Below are 22,939 nucleotides of genomic sequence, written 5' to 3'. Positions count from 1 at the left end.
TGTAGGTTAATTGGGTTGAGGAGAGAGTAATATCAGATAGCTGACCACTTCAAAATCGTCCAATCCGTGATAGTGATCGCCACTGAGTTGCGTGCCACCCCGACTAAACAGGCTTTCGGTGCTCTGTTGTTGTGACTTGCCGCTTATGCCTTGATAACTATCCAGTCGATGTAACAGCTGCTCTACCGCATTCAGCAGTTTTTGCAGAGTGAGAGCAAATGAGTTGATGGAGCTCTCCATCCGTTTGAGCAAATTGACCCGCATCAGGTGGATCAGGCTCTGTTCGCGATCTTCCTGTCGAAAAACGGATTTGCCGCCTTTTACTTGTATGTCATATTTGCGGCTATATTCAGCGCGTTTGTCGTTGCGCAGATATTTTATCGGTGAGTAGGCGCTGAGATGGAGCCGACGAATGGTGTTGTTAATCTCTTTTAAAGGCGGATAGTTGCCGAGCGTATCAATATCGGCTTTGATATTTTGTGGTTTCAGTCGTTGGGGGAACTGGCCGATTTCGCTAATGTCATAATACTTTTCGATATGTTTACGCGAACGGGCAATGGTGAGCATATCGAGCAGCTTGAAGTAGTCGAAGTTGAGGCTACGCATTAAGGATTCTGTCGTGCGGGGGCTTTCACTTAACCAGTCGTTAAAACGGGTTTGGGCTCGGCGTAGCGACTGTTCAATGCTGGCAATACCCTCCTCTTTATAGGCGCTGTCGTTACCCTCGGTAATAAATGCAACCTGATTTTTTAGATCATTCATGCGGTTATTAACCGGGGTGGCAGAGAGCATCAGCACTTTAGTCTTAACCCCGTTACGAATCACCTCATTCATTAACCGTCCGTAGCGGGTGATGCCCTCTTTAGCATCGGGTGTATTACGGAAGTTGTGCGATTCATCAATCACAATCAGATCGTAGTTGCCCCAGTTGAGGGTCGCGAGGTTGATATCGCCGGAGAAGCCGCCGGTACGGGTCAGATCGGTATGGTTGAGAATATCGTAGTTAAAGCGGTCATCAGCGAGCAGATTACGGCGGTCATTAAGGGTGTAGAGACTCCAGTTTTCGCGCAGTTTTTTCGGGCAGAGTACCAGTACGCGGTCATTTCTCAGCTCGTAATATTTAATCACCGCCAGCGCTTCAAAGGTTTTGCCCAAACCGACACTATCGGCAATGATGCAGCCGTTGTAGCGCTCCAGTTTATCAATTGCCCCCATGACACCATCACGCTGAAATTTATAGAGCTTGTTCCAGACAGTTGTTTGGTGAATACCGGTTTTGCTTTTAATAATCCGCTCTTCGGTCAGCTCATCGAGCGAGCCACTAAAGAGGTGATAAAGGGTAAGCAGGTAGATTAACTCAGAAGGTTGGTCACTGGCCAGGTGGTTAAGCTGTTGCAATACTTGCTGTTTGATGTCGGTGGTGGCGTGGTGATCGTTCCAGATGGCGTTGAACCACTCCAACATTGCGGCGGTGCCTTGTGGTTCGGTTATCTTCATGTTCATGAAGTATTGATCCGATTCGCTGTAGCCAAAGCCGGTTGAGGTGAAACTGGCGTTACCCTGTATCGCTAACGCATTACCATCAGGCTGTTGCAGATGGAACAGGTTTTGGCTGACACCGGCCTCTTTTCTGATCTGTCTGACTTCGGCACTATTTTGTAACCAGTCAGCACATTGTCGGGCAATCGCCGCCTGAATCAGTTGGTTTCTGCGATGCAGCTCGTAGCGATCACCGGTTAAGTTTTGCAGTGGAAAGAGTGTATCGCTGCTCGTTTGGGGTAGCAGTAATTTTACAGCGGCGCACTGCTCTAGCTGTTGCTTCAGGGTTTGATAGCCATAGAGGGAAAAAAGCGCAGAAATTACTGACAGGCGTGTGTCCGTTTGCAGATGCTGTTTAATTTCATCGCCGACTTTGCCGGTTTTGCGGTTGTCGATCAGCATGAGTTATGTGCTGATTGCCACGATAGCGTCAGATACTATTAGCAGGCACATTTGTTCTCTCCCTGATATCTGAAATTGATTATTGAATCGCCTCTATTGCCTAAAGATATGCGTTAATTTCATAAATTCTATTATGCCAATCTTCTCTCACTCAGACAACCAATCCCAAACTGTAACCGTTCACTCCCCCCTCCTTATCTCCCTCTCCTAGCGGGAGAGGGTTGGGGTGAGGGCTATAATTTGGCGGGGTGAGTGAACGGTTACACGATGCACAAGACCAACATAGCGAAGGTATTGATTGATTGGTAGCTAGCAAGAGTTAAAAAAGGTAACTTCACCCGAATCTAGGTGGTATTTCGCCCCTAACACCTCTAACTTTCCCTGCTTTAACCGCTGCTCAATAATCGTTGAGCCATAACGAAGATGGTTCACTGAGGCGAGAATATTAGCATCAATCGCCGTCTCTAGTAGCTGCTCTGATCCACTCGTTAGCCCGATCTTAAGCAGAGGCATCACCACCGGTCGAATACGATTGACAATAGAGAGTACGCTTGAGGCGTCATTACTAGCACAGCTATCTATCTCATCGATAGTCGCTTTAACAGCACCACACATAGAGTGACCTAAAACAATTACCAACGGTAGCTGAAATTTCTCTAAGGCAAACTCAATACTGCCGATTTGAGAGGGAGCAACAATATTGCCAGCAATACGAATCACAAACAGCGCACCTAATCCCTGATCAAAAATAATCTCTGCCGGAACTCTTGAGTCAGAACAGCCTAAAATAACCGCAAAAGGGTGCTGCCCATAGAGCATCTCCACCCGCTGTTGTATGGTCACTCTCTGTTCAATCCCATACTGCCCTGCGACAAAGCGTATATTTCCGCTAACCAGTCGCTCTAACGCCTCATCTTTAGTCAAATTTGAATCCATATACCAGCTCTAGCCCCTACCCTCCGGTTTTTACCATCATCCGCTGCACGCTATAGCGGCTCTTATCGTGAAAATCGTGGCCGTAGGGCTTCGCGGCGATGGCGGCTACGATCTGCTGTTGCAGTTCACTATCGCTCGCACCGGCGAGCAGCATCGCTCCTAACGGTATCGCAGCCTCTTGCCCTAGACAGAGCACCAACGCCCCTTCAGCCGTGAGACGAATGCGATTACACCCCTCGCAAAAGTGTTGCGACATCGCCGAAATGACACCTATTTGCTGTGAAGTGGTGCCTATCTGATAACACCGCGCCGGCCCAGCGCCCCGACTCGGCTTGACGGGAATAAGCTCACTGCCCAAATACCCCTTAACCCGCGCCACGATCTTCTGAGCACTGTAGTAACGGGAGCTTAACTGCTCCCCTAAGCCCCCCATCGGCATCGTCTCAATAAAGCGTAGCTGACACTCGGTTGTGGCGGCAAAGTCGATCATCGCCTCAATCTCATGCTCATTCACGCCACGCATAACCACCATATTGAGCTTAACCGGACTCATGCCGACCGCCTTGGCCGCCTTGATACCGGCGATCACGCGCTGTAGATCGCCGCCTTTGGTAATGGTATGAAAGTTAGCGCTATCGACCGAATCGAGCGAGATGTTGCAGCGACTCACACCAGCGCGGTAGAGCGATTCGGCCCGCTGCGCTAAGAGGTGGCCATTGGTGGAGAGCGATAGCTCTTCGAGTCCCGCTAATTGAGCAAGTGGGGCGGCTAGCTGTGGCAGATCTTTGCGAACTAGCGGCTCCCCTCCGGTCAGACGAATGTTGCTAACCCCCAACGCCACGAAGAGGGTTACCAGCCGCTGCAGCTCCTCTCGGTTAAGTAGCTGACGGCGTGATAAGCAGCTTACCCCCTCCTCCGGCATACAATAGAAGCAGCGATAGTTACACTTCTCTGTGACCGATAGACGCAGATAGTTAATTTTGCGCCCAAATGGGTCGATTAGCCCTGCTAAAGCCATAGCGATATTACTCCATACCCGTTAGTGTTCACCCTTAGTGCGCCGAATACCGGCTAGACGGTTGCCCTGTTTTTGCGGCCCGCCCATAGGAAAGAGATCGTGCAGATAGTGGTTATTACCCCGCTCCTCACCCCAAGCCTGTTTAAAATGTTTAATCATAGTGCGTACCTGTGCCTGTACGCCATGCTCTTCATAGTAGTCACGAATATAGTGGATCACATCCCAGTGCTCCGAGGTCAAGGTCAGCCCCTCTTTCTCTGCCTGCGCCTTAGCAAACCCCTCCGACCAGAGCTCCATATCCTGAATGTACCCCTCCTGATCGGTTTCAACACTCGTCTCACCGACCAAAATATACTCACTACGAATAGCGAATGGATTAGCACGCATCATATTGATACCTCTTGAAGTTAATCATAAAGTTCGAGAGAGCCACTCTCCCTTGAGCAGTCAAGGGAGAGTGGCCGATATCTCTAGTTCATCACCATCCGACGGCGACGAACAATTTGGTAGGCCCGACCTAGATAGCCGATAGGAACACTCCAGATATGGACTAGACGGGTGAAGGGGAAGATTAAAAAGAGCGTCATGCCAAAGAACATATGCGTCTTAAATATCCAATCCACACCCGCTAATAGTGCCGGATCGGGCTGCAAGGTAGCAACACTCTGTACATAGTGGGTTAGCGCAATCATGACCGTCGCATCGCCATTACCGGCATGGGAGAGAGAGAACGGAATTGAGAGTAGCCCTAATGAGACTGTGATCAAAATCCAGACAAGGGTCACCAGATCACGCTTACGCCCCACCGCCGCGACACGACGGTTATTTAGCCGCCGCAGTGTCAACATGAGCGCTCCAATAAAGCACATACCACCAAAGATCACGCCGGCGTAGATGGCCACATATTGGTGGGTCAAATCATCGACCCCTAGCGCCAAAAACCAGCTATGCGGGGTTAATAACCCGACAAAGTGGCCGGCAAAGATAGCCAAAATACCGACATGAAACAGATTGCTCGCCAAACGCATATTACGATTATCGAGTAGCTGCGATGAGTCGGCCTTCCAGGTGTACTGCTCCCTGTCAAACCGAATCCAGCTCCCTAACAGAAAGACGGTACCGGCAATCAGAGGATAGATGCCGAAAATAAAGTCGTGTAGAGTCATTACTCTTCTCCTTAACAATAGATAGATTAAGCCGCTTGCGCCAACTGGCCTCGGCTCTCAACAATTTTCAACAGTTTAGCGTAAGGGCTATCACTCTTCTCCAGATTCTTTGCGAGAACACTGACGACCTTACGAGCATCGGCGAGAAAGAACCGCGCCTGCGTCTCATCAAGGGTCGAAAGATACTCCAAAATCAGCGGTAGATAGTCTGGGATCTCCTTCTCGACAATCGCCAACCCGTTCGCACTATAGTGCTGAGTTAGATCGATGAGTGCCGGCCCCCGCTCACCACTATCGCCAAAGATATGGTGGGTGAGATGGAGATCGTGCTCGGGCGTCATATCGAAAGTCTCGACATAGTTCTGCTGCGCACCGGTTAGGGTGTGCAGTGATAACCACGACACAAAACCGCAAATCGTCTCCCGCTCGCTCTCATTTAGCGAGGGATCGTTAGCGGCGACGCGCTCAAGCTCCTCAAAGTTCTCAAATAGCTCCCGCCCGGGGTAGTCGAGCAGCCTAGAGAGTAGTTTATAGATTACCATGTGCTATCTCCCTTACCCTTTCCGATACTTGCGTTGAATATCTTGCGGCGAGAATGAGCTCTCCCGTTTGACCGGAAAAAGACTCAGCCCAGTACCGCCATCATCGCCATGGCCGCTACAGTTACCGGCGCTAAAGCCGTTCTGCCCCTGAAAAGCATAAGGGTCTTCGATATACGGTGCCTGCCCCTGCTGACTGGTGGGGATAACAAAACGATCGTCATAGTTAGCAATGCCGAGTAGCTGATACATCGCATCCGATTGCGCTTCAGTCAGTCCGGTCAACTCAAGCGCTGCGGTATTGCTCTGACCATCAACCGCCTTGCTGCGCTGATTACTACGCATCGCTAATAGTCGTTGCAGGGCGCTAATAATCGGCTTCTCATCACCGGCGGTGAGCAGATTGGCCAGATATTTGGCTGGGAACCGCAGCGCTTCGGCCTTAGGGATATTGCCATCGGCCTCGGTCGGTAGATTGTTTTGATCAATCTGGCTCTGTACCGGTGAGAGCGGTGGCACATACCACATCATCGGCAGGGTACGGAACTCTGGATGGATCGGGAAGGCGATCTTCCACTCCATCGCCATCTTCCAAACCGGAGAGTTTTGCGCCGCTTCAATCCACTGCATCGGTACGCCATCGGCAATCGCCTGTTTAATCACCGCCTCATCGTTTGGATCGAGAAAGACCCCCATCTGGGCATCATAGAGCTGCTGTTCGCTCTGAGTGGCTGCCGTATCGGAGATCTTATCGGCATCATAGAGCATCACCCCGACATAGCGAATCCGACCGACACACGACTCGGCGCACGCCATCGGCAGCCCCGACTCGACCCGTGGATAGCAGGCGATACACTTCTCCGATTTGCCCGACTCCCAGTTATAGTAGATCTTTTTGTAGGGGCAGGCGCTGACACACATCCGCCAACCGCGACACTTATCTTGGTCGATTAAGACAATCCCATCCTCCTCGCGCTTATACATCGCCCCACTCGGACAGGAGGCGACACAGGCGGGGTTGAGGCAGTGGTTACAGAGCCGCGGCAGGTACATGTGAAAGGTTTTTTCAAACTCTTTGTACATCTGCTTTTCGATATCTTTAAAGTTGACATCTTGCGAGCGATCTTCAAATGCCCCGGCCAGATCATCCTCCCAGTTCGGCGCCCAGGTGATTTTATCGATTCGGTCACCGGTAATCGCCGAGATCGGACGGGCGGTCGGTGCCGCCTCCGATAGGGGCTTGTTCTGTAACTTTGCGTAGTCGTAATCGAACGGCTCCGGGCCATAGTAGTCGTCAATTTGCGGCATATCGGGGTTAGCAAAGATATTGACGAGCTTTTTAAAGCGACCGCCCGCTTTGAGCTCCAGCTTGCCACCAGCGGCTCGCCAGCCCCCCATCCACTTCTGCTGATCCTCCCAATTTTTGGGATAACCTACCCCGGGTTTCGATTCAACATTATTAAACCAGGCGTACTCGACCCCCTTACGGTTAGTCCAGATATTTTTGCAGGTGACCGAGCAGGTATGGCAGCCGATGCACTTGTCCAGATTGAGCACCATGGCAATTTGTGCGCGAATTTTCATTACACAGTTCCTCTAATAACTAATTGTTAATTCCAACCGGATTGAGCTGTCTCTCCCGCTCAGGTGTCAAATCCCCCTCAAGCCAGTTGATATCAGCCTCCTCAATTTTATGCACTATGACATGCTCATCTCGCTGACTACCGACGGTGCCGTAGTAGTTAAACGAGTAGGAGAGCTGGGCGTAGCCGCCAATCATATTGGTCGGCTTCATAATCACCTTGGTGACGCTGTTAAGAATACCGCCCCGTTTACCGGTCGTATTCGAACCGGGAACATTCACATTCTTCTCTTGGGCGTGGTACATAATTGCCATCCCTTGCGGTACCCGCTGACTCACCACTACACGAGCGACCGTCGCTCCATTGGCATTCACCGCTTCGACCCAATCGTTATCTTTAATACCGATGCTTTTGGCCTCATCCTCATTCAGCCAGAAGTAGGGGCCGCCGCGAAACAGGTGCAACATCCGCAGATTGTCCTGATAGGTCGAGTGGATCCCCCACTTCGAATGGGGCGTGATCCAGTTAAGGGTGAGGGTCTTTTTACCTTGCAGCTTACCAGCGAGTACCGCCGGCAGATGGGTATGCGCGCCAAGATCTTGTGGTGGCCGATAGCAGCAGAGCCCTTCGCCAAAGTCGAGCATCCACTCATGATCGAGATAGAACGAGGCTCTGCCAGTCAGGGTTCTAAAGGGGATATGCTCATGGATATTGGTATAGCAGGCGTTGTAACTCACCTCCTCCGACTCAATGCCCGACCAGGTCGGCGCGGTAATAATCTTGCGCGGCTGGGCAATAATGTCGTGGTAACGAATCTTCTCCTCATGCCGTCCGGCGTAGAGATGGTGGTGATCAATGCCGGTCTTTTTCGACAGTGCTGTCCACGATTTGTGCGCTACTTCACCGTTGGTCTCTGGAGCCATGTGCAGTACCGTATCGCAGACCGCCTCATCTTCGAGCAGTTGTGGCCGCCCTTTTGAGATCCCCTCCTCCGTAATCACTCCATTGAGTTTGCCAAGCTGCTCAATTTCAAGATCGGTATTCCAGTCGATCCCTTTAATGTTATTCCCTAGCTTGTTCATTAAGGGGCCGACCGAGGTAAACTTCTTCCAGGTATTAGGATAGTCGCGCTCTACCAGTTTAAACAGCGGCGCGGTTTTGCCGGGGATCAGATCGCACTCGCCCCGTTTCCAATCCTTTACCTCACCAAACGGCTGGGCTAATGCCATGGGAGAGTCGTGCTGCATCGGCAGCGAGACGACATCCTTTTGGGTACCGAGCTCACTTTCGGCCAGTTCAGAGAACTTTTTCGCAATGGTCTGGAAGATCTGCCAATCCGATTTTGACTCAAATTGTGGATCGACCGCCTTGCCAATCGGGTGGACAAAGGGGTGCATATCGGTGGTGTTGAGATCGGCCTTCTCATACCAGGTTGCCGTCGGCAGAATAATATCGGAGTAGGCACCGGTTGAGTTAAGGCGGAAGTTGATATCGACCATGAGATCGAGCTTACCGACCGGTGACTTTTCACGCCACTTAATCTCTTTGGAGTCGGCTCCCTCCGTTCCCTCCTGCATGACGCCATTTTGTGCCCCGACTAGGTGTTTGAGAAAATACTCATGCCCCTTAGCCGAACAGCCGAGCAGGTTAGCCCGCCAGACAAAGAGGTTGCGAGGATGGTTCTCTGCGGCGTCGATATCTTCACTCGCAAAGGCAATTTTGCCACTTTTAAGTTGCTCTTTCAGATAGTTCGCCACACCCGCCTCATCGGTTGCGCCGGCTTTTTCAGCCGCTTTTACAATCTCGATAGGGTTTTGGTTAAAGTGGGGTGCCGAGGGGAGCCAGCCGAGCCGTTGTGAAACCACATTGTAGTCGGCAATCTGGTAGCCCTTATACTTCCCTTTGGCGGTAGAGGCCATAATCGAGTCGCCACTCACCTTCTCATAGCGCCACTGATCGGTATGGAAGTACCAGTAGGTGGTTGAGTTCATGTGACGCGGTGGCCGATGCCAATCGAGAGCAAAGGCTATTGGCGCCCAACCCGCTTGAGGCCGTAGCTTCTCTTGACCGACATAGTGCGCCCAGCCACCCCCCGACTGACCAACGCAGCCGCAGATATGGAGCATATTCATAATGCTGCGATAGCCCATATCGTTATGGTACCAGTGGTTAATCGCTGCCCCCATAATGACCATCGATTTACCCTGGGTTTTACTCGCATTGTCGGCAAACTCTCGTCCGGTGCGAATGAGATCGGCCCGTTTTACGCCGGTCACCTTCTCGCCCCAGGCAGGGGTGTAGGCGATATTGGCATCGTCATAGGAGGTGGCTAGATTGTCACCTAAACCACGATCAATGCCGTACTGGGCAATGAGCATGTCATAGACCGAGGCCACCCAAACCTCTTCACCACTGGCTAGTTTGAGTTTGCGTGCCGGCACATTACGAGTGAATGAGTCACCTTCGCCGGGGGTAAAGTGGGGGAAGGTGACGGTGATCACCCCATCTTTATGGGTGATACAGCTCAGCTCAGCCTCTGTTTCGGCCTGCTCGCTCCCTGCCCGTTCGAGTAGATTCCACTTACCCTCTTCGCCCCAACGGAAGCCGATCGAGCCGTTAGGAACGACAAAGCTATTCGATTTGGTATCGAAGACAACGGTCTTCCACTCAGGGTTGTTGCTCTCACCTAGAGCCTGATTAAAATCGGAAGCGCGTAGAAAACGGCCAGAGAGATAGCGCTCGCCATCTTGTTGCAAAATCACCTGCATCGGCAGATCGGTATATTGACGCACATACTCGATAAAGTAGGGATCTTGTTTATCAACATGGAACTCTTTAAGCGCCACATGGCCCATCGCCATAAAGGCGGCCGAATCGGTTCCCTGTCTGACCGGCATCCAGAGATCGGCAAATTTGACATACTCAGCATAATCGGGTGCCATCGAGACCACCTTGGTGCCGTTATAGCGCGACTCGATCGCAAAGTGGGCATCGGGGGTACGGGTCATCGGCAGGTTAGCACCGCAGATAATGAGATATTTAGCGTTGTACCAGTCGGCCGCTTCGGGTACATCGGTCTGCTCGCCCCACACCTGAGGCGAGGCGGCAGGCAGATCGCAATACCAGTCGTAGAACGAACCACACGCCCCACCGATTAGCGACAGATAGCGTGAGCCGGCGGCGTAGCTAATCATCGACATTGCCGGAATAGGAGAGAAGCCGTAGATGCGATCAGGTCCCCACTTTTTGATCGTGTAGATGTTGGCAGCTGCGATCATCTCGACCACCTCATCCCACTCCGCCCGCACAAAACCGCCTAGACCGCGCACACCGGTATAGCTCTTGCGCTTGGCCTCATCGACCTGAATCGCCTCCCACGCGGCGACGGGGCTCTTGCCGCTCGCCCGCTCTTGGCGATAGAGATCGACCAGTCGGCCACGAATGAGCGGATATTTGATCCGGTGGGGGCTGTAGAGATACCACGAAAAAGAGGCTCCCCGCTGGCAGCCACGCGGCTCGTGGTTAGGCATATCGGGGCGAGTTTCGGGGTAGTCGGTCTGCTGCATCTCATAGGCGACCAGACCATTTTTAACATAGATTTTCCACGAACAGCCGCCAGTGCAGTTAACCCCGTGGGTAGAGCGGACGACCTTATCGTGCCGCCAGCGGTTGCGATAGCTATCCTCCCAACGGCGATCCTCCTCTGTGACGATGCCGTGACCGTTGGAAAAACTCTCCTTCGCACGAGAGAAAAATTTGAATTTATCGAGAAAGTGACTCACTGTGTTATCTCCAATTAAGCAGATGAAAAAAGTGAGTAACCAGAGTCCAATCATGGAATCAGCAGCACAATCAGCCTAGTTACTCATAACGCCGGTTAAAAGCTAAGGGTTCTTAAATTCAGCCTTAGGGCCGAGGTAGTACCACCAGTTCAACACCAAACAGATCACATAGAAGATGGCAAAACCGTAGAGAGCATTCTCTGGGGTTGCCGCTTTAATCTGTTCACCAAAAATTTGCGGTATTAGAAATGCGCCATAGGCTGCCACCGCTGAAGTCCAGCCTAAGGCCGGCCCGGCCTGCTCTTTCGGAAAGACCTGAGAGATGGTACGGAAGGTCGATCCATTACCGATACCGGTAGCGGCAAAGAGGATTAAAAACAGCACTAAGAAGGGGACAAAGAACTCCTCTGGCGTCGCCGACTGATACGCCATTTTGAGAAAATAGGCCACGCCAAGGGCGCTACCTATCATCACAATCGAGCAGTATTGGGTCACCTTCGCCCCCCCCATCTTATCGGCCATCCAGCCCCCTAGTGGTCGAATTAAGGCACCGATAAACGGCCCCATCCAGGCATACATTAGGGCTGAGGGGCCGTTAGGATTAATTAAGTCGTGCGTTAAAACCCCATCAATTTCGACATGCTGATAGCCAAACACCACCTTAATCGCTAAGGCAAAGCCGGCGGAGTAGCCGATAAAGCTACCAAAGGTCATGGTGTAGATAATACTCATCACCCAAGTGTGCTTATTGCCAAAGATTTTGAACTGCCGCTGCAAGTTAGGCTTAATATCACCCGGAATGAGCTTCATTAGCATCACGGTAGCGAAGATAACCCCCGCAATCGCCGGCCACTTCGCCCAGCTAGGTGCTCCTAATCCGGTCGGTGCCGGCAGGATGATATAGAGACCGACAGCGGCGGTTAAAAACCCGATTAGTAACATGAGGGTAATTTTAGACATCGCCCCAATCGGAGAGCCGATCGAGGGGGAGACCTCTTCGGTACGAATATTATTCATCCCAAACCAAGCGGCCACCGCCAGCGGAATTAGCAGCAGCAACCAGACAAAACCGGCATTATGGATCCAGGTCTCGGAGCCGGCGGGAATTTTGCCAATGAGGGTGCCGGAGGTATTCTCCAGAATCATCGCATCGCCACCGAACAGACCAAAGGTCATCACCAGCGGAATCAAAATCTGCATGGTGGTCACCCCAGCGTTACCTAGTCCGGCATTGAGCCCTAACGCTAACCCCTGCATCCGCTTAGGGAAGAAGAAGCTAATGTTAGACATCGACGAGGCAAAGTTACCCCCCCCTAAACCGGAGAGAAACGCCAATAGTTGAAACACCCATAGCGGCGTATCCTTATCCTGTAGCGCAATACCGGTACCGATGGCAGGCAACATCAGTAGCGCCGTGGTAAAGAAGATGGTGTTACGACCACCGGCAATACGGATAAAGAAGCTAGAGGGGATCCGCAGCGTCGCGCCGGTAAGTCCGGCAATCGCCGCCAAGGTAAAGAGCTCCGCTTTAGCGAAGGGAAACCCCAAATTGAGCATCTGTACGGTAATAATTCCCCAATAGAGCCAGACGGCAAAGCCGCACAATAGGCTAGGAATCGATATCCAGAGGTTGCGATAGGCAAGCCTCCTCCCCTCTGAATCCCAAAAGTGGGTATCTTCCGGATTCCATCGATGTAGATCGGACATAGTTGACCTCTTTAAGAGTTAAGTTAAGTTAGATGAGTAGAGAGTGGACGGTTATGGGCGAGTCGAGCCGTGTTCTAAAATCGCCTGCTCCATATCCTGTCGCTTTTTATCTTTAGCAAAGGTGTAGTGCATCCAGACTAAAGAGACGGTTGTCGCTCCATAGAGCAGCATAAAGATAGCGCTATTAATGCCGGTGATATCGACTAGAGCGCCAAACATAATCGGCAGTAAGAAACCGCCCATCCCCCCAACGAGACCGACAATACCGGAGACGACACCGATGTTATCGGGATACTCATCGGAGAGAAATTTAAACACGGAAGCCTTACCAAAGCCCCAAGCAATACCGACAATAAATAGCAGTAGGGTAAAGACCCAGACATTGAGACTTAAATCGAAATTCATTGGACCGTTGACGGTTTTTATCGTCATCTCAGTCTGTGGATAGGACATTAAAAAGAGGCAGACCCAAGAGATCCACATCACCCACCAGGTCACCTTATAGGCACCATAGCGATCTGAAAACCACCCCCCTAGGGCACGAATAATCCCCGATGGCAGCACAAAAACGGCCGCTAACAGTGCCGCGGTCTGAATATCGAAGCCATACTCGGCCATATAATATTTAGTCATCCACAGAGAGAGGCCGACAAAGCCGCCAAAGACTAATGAGTAGTATTGGCAATATTTCCATACCCGTGGGTCTTTAAGCACCTGTAGCTGCTGGCGAAAAGTGACCGAGGAGTGGACTTTATGGTCGGGATCTTCGTAGGTAAAAAACCAGTAGAGCACCACCACCACAAACATCGCAATCGCATAGACATGGGGCACCGCCTGCCAGCCATAGGTGACCACAATGGAGGGGGCGACAAACTTAGTTAGCGCCGCACCGGCGTTGCCGGCTCCAAAGATACCCATGGCAAAGCCTTGGTTCTTTTTCGTAAACCAGCGCGAGGTGTAAGCGATGCCGACCGAAAAGGAGGCACCGGCGACCCCAACCATCAACCCTAGCACCAGAAACTGCCAATACTCGGTCGCTGAACCGATAAACCAGAGCGGAACCAGTACGGTACAGAGCAGCAGAAAATAGACAATTCGCCCCCCATACTTATCGGTCAGCATACCGACCGGCAGCCGTAGCAGAGAGCCGGTTAGAATGGGCATCGCGATTAAGATCCCAAACTGGGTCTCATTGAGCTCTAATAGCTCTTTAATCGGGATACCAATAATGGAGAAGATAACCCAAACCGCAAAGCAGGCGGTAAAGGCCAAGGTATTCATAGTCAGCACAGAGAGCTGTTTGGTTTGATGACTTGGCATAAAATGCCTCCCCCCTTTAAAGTGATTAATGATGGTTAAAACAACGAAGTGAGCCATGCTAAAGGGGAGTGAGTAGCGGCTGCAATAGGCCAATACCCGACTAAAAAAATCGGATTACCACCAAGGGAGTAGCGGGTGGTATATTAATTAACTAACTGATTTTAAACGCAAATAAAAATTGTAGCCCAACAACAAACTGAGGCATCACTCACCGAATGATATTTTAGGTGTACTCCCAATAACACTCACGCTACCCCGTGTCTTTTAGGATGAAACCCATTAAGCTATGCGCCATGATAGAGATCACCAAACAGTCACTGCTGCTACAGTTAGGGATCGCGATGACGGCCATTACCCTGCTCGCCTTCTCCAGTATGCTAAGCTCCGTCTTCATCGCTGAAACGCTCGAAGGGCACGCCACCGCTATTAATCAAGCCGGTGCGCTGCGGATGCACTCCTACCGCATCGCCAGCCAGCTCAACCTCTATATCGGACAAGAGCGTACACTCACTGTAGCTCTGCAAGTGGAACAGCGCATGAGTGAGTTTAGCCGACGCCTATTTGCACCCCATCTGGAGTGGCTGCTGCAGCGCCATAGCAAATTATCTGTAGGTCACCTCTACCGACAAATTATCCACCACTGGCAACAACAGCTCGAACCGATGCTAAAACAGGCGCTGCAACCCGCATCCGCCCCGATGGATGCTAGCGACTATCTGGCTCAAATCGATGAGTATGTCACCCTTATCAACACCATGGTGGCGGAGCTAGAGCACAATAGCGAAACCCAAATTCGAAAGCTACGACTGATCCAAATCATCTCCCTCTTCTTAACCGTAGTCGTCGTCATCGTCTCCATGGTTCTGCTCTACCGTCGCGTTATTATACCGTTGCAACAGCTATTAGAGGCGGCGAAAGCGAGTCGCCAAGGCCATTTTGATTGGCAGATAGATCATCGTGGTGACGATGAGCTCGGACAGCTTAGCAGCGCCTTTAACCTCATGGCGCAAGATTTAGCCCGAATGTATGACGAACTGGAGATTCGGGTACAGCAGCAGACCGCTAACTTAGAGCGTAGTAACCGCTCGCTAGAGCTGCTCTACAACACCACTCGCCGTCTAAACCAGCTACCGCTTACCGCAGAGAGCTACCAGTCGCTACTGTACGATATTGAACGACTCAGCGGCATCGGGCCGGGAACACTCTGTTTAGGGGATAGCAAGCAGCAGTCACAGCAACAACCTGCCCTCAGGCTCGCCTCGACCCGTCCTGCCCTATCGGGTTCCAAGGAGCCGTGCCCCCTCCCCGACTGCGGCCACTGTTTTCTCACCTCTGCGACCGATAGCGCAACCCTCTCGATCCCCATTTGCGATAATGGCCAGCAGTACGGTATTTTGCGACTCGACATCCCTCACAAAGAGCCGCTGCATGATTGGCAAAGAAAACTACTCGATACGGTTGCTAGCCATATTGCCATGGCGCTGCAGCGACAACAGCAAGCGGCCCAAGGCCATATCTTGGCGCTGATGGAGGAGCGCAGCACCATCGCAAGAGAGCTGCACGACTCGTTAGCCCAATCACTAAGCTACCTAAAAATTCAGGTCGCACTACTTAAACGAGTTTTCGCTCAGAGCGAGCAGAACGATAAGGCTCAACCGATTATTGCCGAGCTCTCCGATGGTCTCACTAGCGCCTATCGTCAACTACGCGAGCTATTAACCACCTTTCGCCTCCAGTTAGGGGATGGTGATCTAAAACAGATTCTGCAAACGACCCTGGCCGAATTCAGCCGCCACAGCGACACCGCGATGAGTCTAAACTATCAATTAGGCGGGTGCCCTCTAAAGCCGAACAGCGAAGTCCATCTAGTACAGATTATTCGTGAAGCGCTCTCCAATATCGTCCACCACGCCCACGCGACCCAAGCGTGCGTTACCTTGAACTGCGATACCGATGGGATTGTCACCGCCACCATTGAGGATGATGGTATCGGCATCCCCCCCCAGAGCGAGCCCCAGCGACACCACTACGGCATGACGATTATGGAGGAGCGAGCCAAACAGCTCCAAGGAGTGTTACAGCTCCAACCCTCAACCATGGGCGGCACCTGCGTTAAACTCCGCTTTAAGGCCGCCCTATAACCTAAGGATAGAGATGACCCTACCCCCCCCGATAGATCTAGCTGCAACCACAGCGACCGTACTCTTGATTGATGATCACCCCCTGTTTCGCAAAGGAGTTGCCGATCTCATTGCCCTTGAACCGAAACTACAGCTCATAGGAGAGGCCGATAGTGGCCAAAAAGGGGTGGCGTTAGCGCTAGAGCTGCAACCTGATCTGATTATTCTCGATCTCAATATGAAGGGAATGGATGGGATAGCGGTACTACAACAGCTCAAAGAGAGCGATATTGATAGCCGTATCATTATGCTCACTGTCTCCGATCACGAGGAGGATGTCGTTAAAGCGCTGCGTACCGGTGCCGATGGCTATCTACTTAAAGATATGGATCCGGAGGAGACTCTGGAGTTTTTTCGTCAAGCCGCACTAGGTAAACTGGTCGTCAGTGGCCGGCTAGCGGTACAACTAGCGAATGTTATTCGGGGTCAACCCACCACCCCGCTTAACCAGAGTCAAGCGGGGCTGACCGAGCGAGAGCAGCAGATCCTTATCCACCTAAGCCAAGGGCATAGCAATAAACTGATTGCACGAGAGTTAGGCATTAGCGATACCACCGTTAAGGTGCATGTCAAACATATTCTCAAAAAATTGAACCTGCGTACCCGCGTCGAAGCTGCGGTGTGGGCAATGAACAGCCAAAACTTGGCTTAACTTAATTCAACTTAACTTAATTTAACTAACCTGGAGTAGAGAGACCGATGTTCCAAACCCGAGCCGATGCGCTATTTATCCCACTTAATATCGCCGTGATGACGATATCTGACAGCCGTACCGAAGAGAGCGACACCGCAGGAGGGGAGCTGGCCAAGCAGTTGACCGCCGCCGGCCACCACCTAGCGGCTAAAAAGATTGTCGCCGATAACCGCTACCAAATTCGCGCCACCCTCTGCCACTGGATTGTCGATGAGGCGATTCACGCCATCATAACCACCGGCGGTACCGGCCTCACCGGACGCGATATCACTCCTGAGGCGGTACGACCACTATTTGATAAAGAGATTGATGGCTTTGGCGAGCTGTTTCGCTCCCTCTCCTACCAACACATTAAAACCTCGACCATTCAATCGCGTGCCGTCGCCGGTCTAGCCAATGGGACCGCTATCTTCTGCCTGCCAGGCTCTCCCGGTGCCTGTCGCGATGGCTGGGAGGAGATTATTCGCCATCAGCTCGACGCCACCCACCGCCCCTGTAATCTGGTCGAGCTAATGCCTCGGTTTATGGAGCAGTAACATGACAGCGTGTGGATGTGATACTCAAGCAACAAAAGGGCTGCTCACCGTTGATGAGGCACTAGCGCAGATGCTATCCCAAGCGGTGCCATTAACAGAGAGTGAGGCGCTACCCTTAACGAGCGCCCTAGGGCGCGTGCTAGCCGAAACAATCACCTCACCGATTGATGTGCCGCCACACGATAATAGCGCGATGGATGGCTACGCACTGCACCATGAAGATAGCCACGCAGGGGAGAATCGCTTAGCCATCTCCCAACGAATCTGTGCTGGCGAGATCGGGACACCGCTACAGCGCGGGACAGTCGCCCGTATCTTTACCGGCGCCCCCATTCCGCCGGGGGCCGATAGTGTGATAATGCAAGAGCAGATAACGATGGCAGCGAATGAGGTGGTTTTTCAAGGCGCGATCTCTGCCGGAGAGAATGTCAGAGCCAAAGGGGAAGATATCACTCAAGGGAGTAAGGTATTAAGCCAAGGTAGGCGCCTGCGCCCACAGGAGCTAGGGTTAGCCGCCTCGGTCGGCCGCGCCACTCTTTCGCTCTACCGCCGCCTTAAAGTAGGGATATTTTTTACCGGTGATGAGCTGATTGAGCCAGGCACCCCCCTACCAGAGGGAAAGATCTACGACTCCAACCGCTTTGTATTAACCACCCTGCTGCAACAGATGGGGTGTGAAGTGATCAACTTAGGGATCGTTGAAGATAGCTTAGCGGCTACCATGGCGGCGCTAAAGTCGCTCACAGCTAGCATCGATCTGATCATGACAACCGGCGGAGTCTCGGTCGGTGAAGAGGATCATGTTCGTCACGCTATCGAACAGCTCGGTCAGCTATCGATGTGGCGCGTGGCGATGAAACCGGGCAAACCGCTCGCCTTTGGCCATCTCGATCACACCCCCTTTATCGGTCTGCCGGGCAATCCGGTCTCAGTCTTTGTCACCTTTACCCTCTTTGCGGCACCGTTTATTAAAAAAAGGCAGGGGATGAGTCGCTACCACCCGCAGCCACTGCCGATGCAGGCCGCCTTTAGTTGGCCTAAAGTTAAACGGCAGGAGTACCTAAGAGTGCGCTTAGAGATGGTAGAGGGGCAGCGACAGTTGACCCGGTTTCCCCATCAGGGCTCTGGTGTGCTCACCTCGATCAGTTGGGCCGATGGTCTGGCTAAAATCCCGACCGGGCACGCCATCACCCCCGGAGAGTGTATCGACTACTATCCGTTTGAACAGCTACTCTAGGCTAGAGTAGCCCTCCCCTACGGGGGAGAGAGAGGGTTAACTGACAGAGATTAATATAATTCATATATATAATTAATATAAATTGAGTTGCACTATAGAATCTTTTTTCGTAGATTAGCAACCGATGCTTACCGAAGGCAAACTCAACTTATTTTTTATTTGATATGTTACTGATATGTGACAAAATCTTGTAAAGATTGTGAAGTTTTAAAGCACTTCGACTTTACTTTAACTGTAATCTTCCCCTAAAACTTAAGGAGGGAATCACTGTGGGTAAAAAACTATTGTGGTTGGTTTTATGGCTATCTTTTTGTCAGCTTGCCACCGCTTTTGAGCTCTATCAGAGCAGACAACTAGACAACAATCTTTTTTCATTTAATGATGATGGCAAACGGCAACTTATCCATCTGACAACACTCGACTGGCAACCTTATGTCGGCGCAGATATGTGCGGCTTAGGATGGGTAACCCAAGTGGTGGTGCACGGGCTTATGCAACAGGGCTACGCGGCTAAGGTCGAAATTTTGCCCTGGAAACGGGCTGTGATGATGGTTGAAACGGGTCAAGCAGATATTCTATTTCCTGAATATGACATTGGCAAAGAGGCTGACTCTGACATTGTTAGCGGTAAAAAGCGTCTCGATCTGCTCGAACTGAGCGAAGGATTTCCGAGTGGACCGCTAATGTTCTGGAAACGCAAGGATTATGCAACCGCTTGGAATGGTCAATATGAGTCGATTAAAGGCGAACGAATTGGCGTGGTAGATGGTTACGAAAACACGACTGAATTTGATATGCTGATGAAAAATGGCTTCTTTGCGATCAGTAAAGCGCCTTCCGATCTGCTCAATCTCAAAAAACTCTACAACAATCGAGTCAACCTAATTGTGGGAGACCCGTTTGTGTTTCGCCATTTAATCCATACTCATTTTTCTGCCCAGGAGGCAGAGGCCTATCTAGCACGGCTCGAACCGCTCTATCCGGTTATGGAAGAGAAGAGCTTATATTTGGCATTTTCTACTAAAAAACCGGGTTACCCCGCGATTTTGGCCGGTATGAACGAGCAGTTAAAGCAGATGGCCACTTCCGGTGAGCTTCAAAAAATTCAAGCAGCAACCGAGCGTTGCCTCCCTTAATGACCTAATAGACTAGGTCTAGTTAGCGTACTGTCACCGCAAGTCACCCTAAACGGCATTAGCGACTCAGGGAGAGTGTGTGGTATCCTGCCTCGGTGAGATAACAGAGGAGGAGCGATGGCGGTGAACAAAGTAGGGATAGCGCAGAGCGTGAAGTCGGGTTATTGATGCCACACACTCTCCCCCAACCCGGGCTGGCTATCATCTACAGCAACGATATGGAGCAGCTACGACAGCTAATCATTCAATGGATGAGAGAGCAGCCGGTGGCTCCTCTGGCAAAAGAGACCATCTTAGTGCAGTCCAACGGCATCGCCCAGTGGCTAAAGATGGCGCTGGCCAGTCGCGACTTTAACGGCCCAGGCGTGGCTGCCGGAGTAGAGATTGAACTGCCTAACCAGTTTGTGTGGCAGCTCTATCGAGCCGCCTTAGGTCCTGTCGTCCCTAAGCACCTCCCTTACGATAAAGGCAATCTTAGCTGGCGTATTTTGCAACTACTGCCCTCATTAATCCATGCCCCCCTCTTTGCCCCTATCGCCCGCTATCTGCAACACGACGAACAGCAGCTTAAAGCCTACCATCTAGCCCTCCGCCTAGCCGATCTATTTGACCAGTATCAGGTCTATCGCGCTGACTGGCTCAACGAGTGGAGCCAAGGTAGAGATAACCTGCCCGATATGAGTGGCAAAAGCGTTGCGGTTCCCGAAACCCAGCGGTGGCAGCCGGCGCTATGGCGTGCCCTGCGTGACGATATGGCGCTGCGTGAAGCCGTGCAGCCCTTCTCTAGTCGGGCCGATGTCCATCGACAGGCGTTTAAGGCACTGCAACAAGGAGAGATCGCCCACCCCGAGGCGCTACCTGAACGGCTAGTGGTCTTTGGTATCGCCACCTTGCCCGAACAGAGTGTTGAACTGCTAGCGGCGCTGAGTTCGCAACGACAGGTGCTGATGACCATTTTGAACCCCTGTCGCTACTACTGGGGCGATATTACCCTGCTTAAAGATGAGGTGCGCAAACGACGCTGGCGACAGCAACGAAGAGAGGGGGTGCCGCTAGAGCTCGATCCCGATACTCTCCACCTCCACGCCCCCCCTCTGCTCGCCTCACTAGGCAAACAGGGGCGCGACTATATCAACTATCTACAGGAGTTTGACCATCCCGAGCACTACCAGCAGTGGTTTAAGCAGATCGATCTCTTTGATGAGCCGTTGCCAGAGGGAGAGGGGAGCCTGCTACAGCAGCTACAGCGCGATATTCTCGAACTGCGCCCCCTCCCCTCCCCCCCCCGTCAACTTGATGCGGAGGATCGCTCGGTCACTTTTCACATCGCCCACTCCCGTCAACGGGAGGTAGAGATTCTCCAAGATCGACTGATTGGTGATCTAGCCGCCGATCCAACCCTGCAACCGGGTGATTGTATGGTGATGATGCCCGATATTCACCACTATGCCGCTGCCATTCATGCCGTCTTCGGGCGTATCGACAACAACGATTACCGCTATATCGGCTACACCCTAGCCGATCAGCGTCAACGGGGCCACAACCCGCTCTTAATTGCCATCGAGAAGAGCAGTCGCGAGCTCTACGAAGGGGGCTACCAAACGACAGGCGAACGGGAGAGCTCACCGCCACTACAGCGCTACTACCCCGACTTCGAGACGCTGCTAAAAGCCGGCTTCGCCGAACAGGCCGCCTACCTCTATGGCCCCCTAGTCGAGACCCCTTGGCAGTGGCACCCCTCGCCCTCTCAAACGGAAGGAGCGCGCTAATGTCCTCCCCCCTCAATCCGCTTACCTTTCCACTGCACAACATTCGGCTGATAGAGGCCAGTGCCGGCACCGGCAAAACTACCACAGTCACCAAGCTGTTAGCGGCGCTACAACAGCAGGCCGAGGGTAAACTAACTATCGCCCTAACCGCGCCAACCGGAAAAGCGACCGCACGACTGACCGAATCGATTGTTGGGGCACTCTCACAGCTCCCCACCTCATCGGCTGCCCACCTACCGACCCGCGCTATGACGCTACATCGCCTGCTAGGCGTACAGCTACACCACCAGAGCTTTCGCCACCACGCCGGCCGACCGCTAGTCGAAGATGTGGTGGTGGTCGATGAGGCCTCCATGGTCGATTTAGAGCTGATGGCGGCGCTGATGCAGGCACTGCGGCCAGAGGCGCGACTGATTCTGCTAGGTGATAAAGATCAACTCGCCTCGGTCGAAGCGGGTGCGGTGCTAGGTGAGCTCTGCCGTGGTGCTGAGCAGGGGGGGTACGACGACGCCACCTTAAAACAGATGCAACCCTATACCACCGCCGATTTAACCCCTTGGCAAGGTGAGGGGAGTCGCATCAATCAGGCCACGGTGATGTTGCGCCACAGCTACCGCTTTGGCGGTGCGATTGGTCAGCTAGCTATGGCGGTTAATCGCGGTGAGATCGAGCAGAGCCTCCAGCAACTTAGGGCGAGCGAGGGCGCGGAGAGCTCCCTGCGCTGGGTACAACTTAAGCGAGTCAACGATAACGCCCTAAAAACAGTCGTCATTGAGGCGATGGGGAGGTGGCTAAAAACCATCTCAGTGACAGGGAGTGGTGATGAGGAGGCGCGACAGCTACTACAACAGCTACGCCAGTTCCAACTCCTCTGTGCCCTCAAAGAGGGGGAGTGGGGGGCCAGTGAGATGAATCGCCACATCAAAGCTTGGCTACAGCAGGCAGATAGGGTCGCTAGCGGCCATGAGTGGTATGTGGGACGACCGGTCATTGTGCTGCGCAATAACTACGCTTTAGGCCTGATGAATGGCGATGTCGGCATCACCCTACGACGGGCCGATGGCCAGCTAAGAGTCGCCTTTGAACGCCTGCCAAAGAGCGGCACAAAGCGAGAGATTCAGTGGGTATTACCGAGCCGTTTAGGGGAGGTAGAGAGTAGCTACGCCCTCACTGTGCATAAATCGCAAGGCTCTGAGTTTGACCACTGTGCGCTACTATTACCCCCCTACACCACGCCATTACTGACGCGGGAGCTACTCTATACCGCGATAACTCGGGCAAAATCACGCTTTACCCTGTTTGCCGCTAAGAGACAGGTGTTAGCACAGTGTATTGAGAACCGCATTCTACGCAGTAGCGGCCTAGCTGAAGGACTTTGATAAAATTTAAGCAATC

At 52.3% G+C, this 22,939-nt stretch carries 17 protein-coding genes; 7 read left to right on the top strand and 10 right to left on the bottom strand.

All coding sequences use genetic code 11. The annotated features are described in order from the left end of the window. Positions 1–6 precede the first annotated feature (6 nt). The 10 genes from D5085_00520 to D5085_00475 form a co-directional block, all read right to left on the bottom strand. The gene (locus D5085_00520) at positions 7–1,941 is read right to left on the bottom strand and encodes a hypothetical protein (protein ID QEP41758.1); all 1,935 of its coding nucleotides are present in this window, start codon (positions 1,939–1,941) and stop codon (positions 7–9) included. Positions 1,942–2,250: 309 nt separating this feature from the next. Continuing rightward, entirely contained in the window at positions 2,251–2,877 is a 627-nt protein-coding gene (locus D5085_00515) for a carbonic anhydrase (GenBank protein ID QEP41757.1), read from the bottom strand. 16 nt (positions 2,878–2,893) lie between these two features. Then, positions 2,894–3,895, bottom strand: a complete 1,002-nt coding sequence (gene moaA, locus D5085_00510) for a GTP 3',8-cyclase MoaA (protein QEP41756.1) — start codon at positions 3,893–3,895, stop codon at positions 2,894–2,896. A 21-nt stretch (positions 3,896–3,916) separates the two neighbouring features. Further along, positions 3,917–4,282: a TusE/DsrC/DsvC family sulfur relay protein gene (tusE, locus tag D5085_00505; protein ID QEP45000.1), complete on the bottom strand. Its 366-nt coding sequence runs from the start codon at positions 4,280–4,282 to the stop codon at positions 3,917–3,919. Positions 4,283–4,365: 83 nt separating this feature from the next. Then, a complete protein-coding gene (narI, locus tag D5085_00500) occupies positions 4,366–5,061 on the bottom strand; it encodes a respiratory nitrate reductase subunit gamma (protein QEP41755.1) in 696 nt (231 codons plus the stop codon). Positions 5,062–5,087: 26 nt separating this feature from the next. Beyond that, complete coding sequence (gene narJ / locus D5085_00495; GenBank protein QEP41754.1) at positions 5,088–5,603, bottom strand: nitrate reductase molybdenum cofactor assembly chaperone; 516 nt, start codon at positions 5,601–5,603, stop codon at positions 5,088–5,090. Positions 5,604–5,615: 12 nt separating this feature from the next. Continuing rightward, on the bottom strand, positions 5,616–7,184 hold the full coding sequence (narH, locus tag D5085_00490; GenBank protein QEP41753.1) for a nitrate reductase subunit beta: 1,569 nt from the start codon (positions 7,182–7,184) through the stop codon (positions 5,616–5,618). Between the two features lie 19 nt (positions 7,185–7,203). After that, on the bottom strand, positions 7,204–10,965 hold the full coding sequence (locus tag D5085_00485; protein ID QEP44999.1) for a nitrate reductase subunit alpha: 3,762 nt from the start codon (positions 10,963–10,965) through the stop codon (positions 7,204–7,206). Positions 10,966–11,067: 102 nt separating this feature from the next. Further along, the gene (locus tag D5085_00480; protein QEP41752.1) at positions 11,068–12,672 is read right to left on the bottom strand and encodes a NarK/NasA family nitrate transporter; all 1,605 of its coding nucleotides are present in this window, start codon (positions 12,670–12,672) and stop codon (positions 11,068–11,070) included. A gap of 51 nt (positions 12,673–12,723) precedes the next feature. Continuing rightward, a complete protein-coding gene (locus tag D5085_00475; GenBank protein ID QEP41751.1) occupies positions 12,724–13,992 on the bottom strand; it encodes a NarK/NasA family nitrate transporter in 1,269 nt (422 codons plus the stop codon). A gap of 269 nt (positions 13,993–14,261) precedes the next feature. Here D5085_00475 and D5085_00470 point away from each other — a divergent pair, with 269 nt between their 5' ends. The 7 genes from D5085_00470 (at position 14,262) to recD (ending at position 22,923) form a co-directional block, all read left to right on the top strand. Then, on the top strand, positions 14,262–16,133 hold the full coding sequence (locus D5085_00470) for a HAMP domain-containing protein (protein ID QEP41750.1): 1,872 nt from the start codon (positions 14,262–14,264) through the stop codon (positions 16,131–16,133). A gap of 13 nt (positions 16,134–16,146) precedes the next feature. After that, complete coding sequence (gene narL, locus D5085_00465) at positions 16,147–16,824, top strand: two-component system response regulator NarL (protein ID QEP41749.1); 678 nt, start codon at positions 16,147–16,149, stop codon at positions 16,822–16,824. 47 nt (positions 16,825–16,871) lie between these two features. Then, on the top strand, positions 16,872–17,402 hold the full coding sequence (moaB, locus tag D5085_00460) for a molybdenum cofactor biosynthesis protein B (GenBank protein QEP41748.1): 531 nt from the start codon (positions 16,872–16,874) through the stop codon (positions 17,400–17,402). 1 nt (position 17,403) lies between these two features. Further along, positions 17,404–18,639, top strand: coding sequence for a molybdopterin molybdenumtransferase MoeA (locus D5085_00455; GenBank protein QEP41747.1), 1,236 nt, complete (start codon positions 17,404–17,406; stop codon positions 18,637–18,639). A gap of 269 nt (positions 18,640–18,908) precedes the next feature. After that, positions 18,909–19,775 (top strand): ABC transporter substrate-binding protein, encoded by an 867-nt coding sequence (locus D5085_00450; GenBank protein QEP41746.1) that lies wholly within the window; start codon positions 18,909–18,911, stop codon positions 19,773–19,775. 167 nt (positions 19,776–19,942) lie between these two features. Then, the gene (locus tag D5085_00445; GenBank protein ID QEP41745.1) at positions 19,943–21,544 is read left to right on the top strand and encodes a hypothetical protein; all 1,602 of its coding nucleotides are present in this window, start codon (positions 19,943–19,945) and stop codon (positions 21,542–21,544) included. Beyond that, positions 21,544–22,923, top strand: coding sequence for an exodeoxyribonuclease V subunit alpha (gene recD / locus D5085_00440; protein QEP41744.1), 1,380 nt, complete (start codon positions 21,544–21,546; stop codon positions 22,921–22,923). Before D5085_00445 ends, recD begins: the two co-directional genes overlap by 1 nt. The last annotated feature ends 16 nt before the right edge of the window (positions 22,924–22,939 follow it).

The organism is Ectothiorhodospiraceae bacterium BW-2, assembly GCA_008375315.1.
GTDB lineage: Bacteria > Pseudomonadota > Gammaproteobacteria > Thiohalomonadales > Thiohalomonadaceae > BW-2.
The sequence above is the reverse complement of the archived record's forward strand: the minus strand, read 5'-3'. Positions and strand labels throughout refer to the sequence as shown.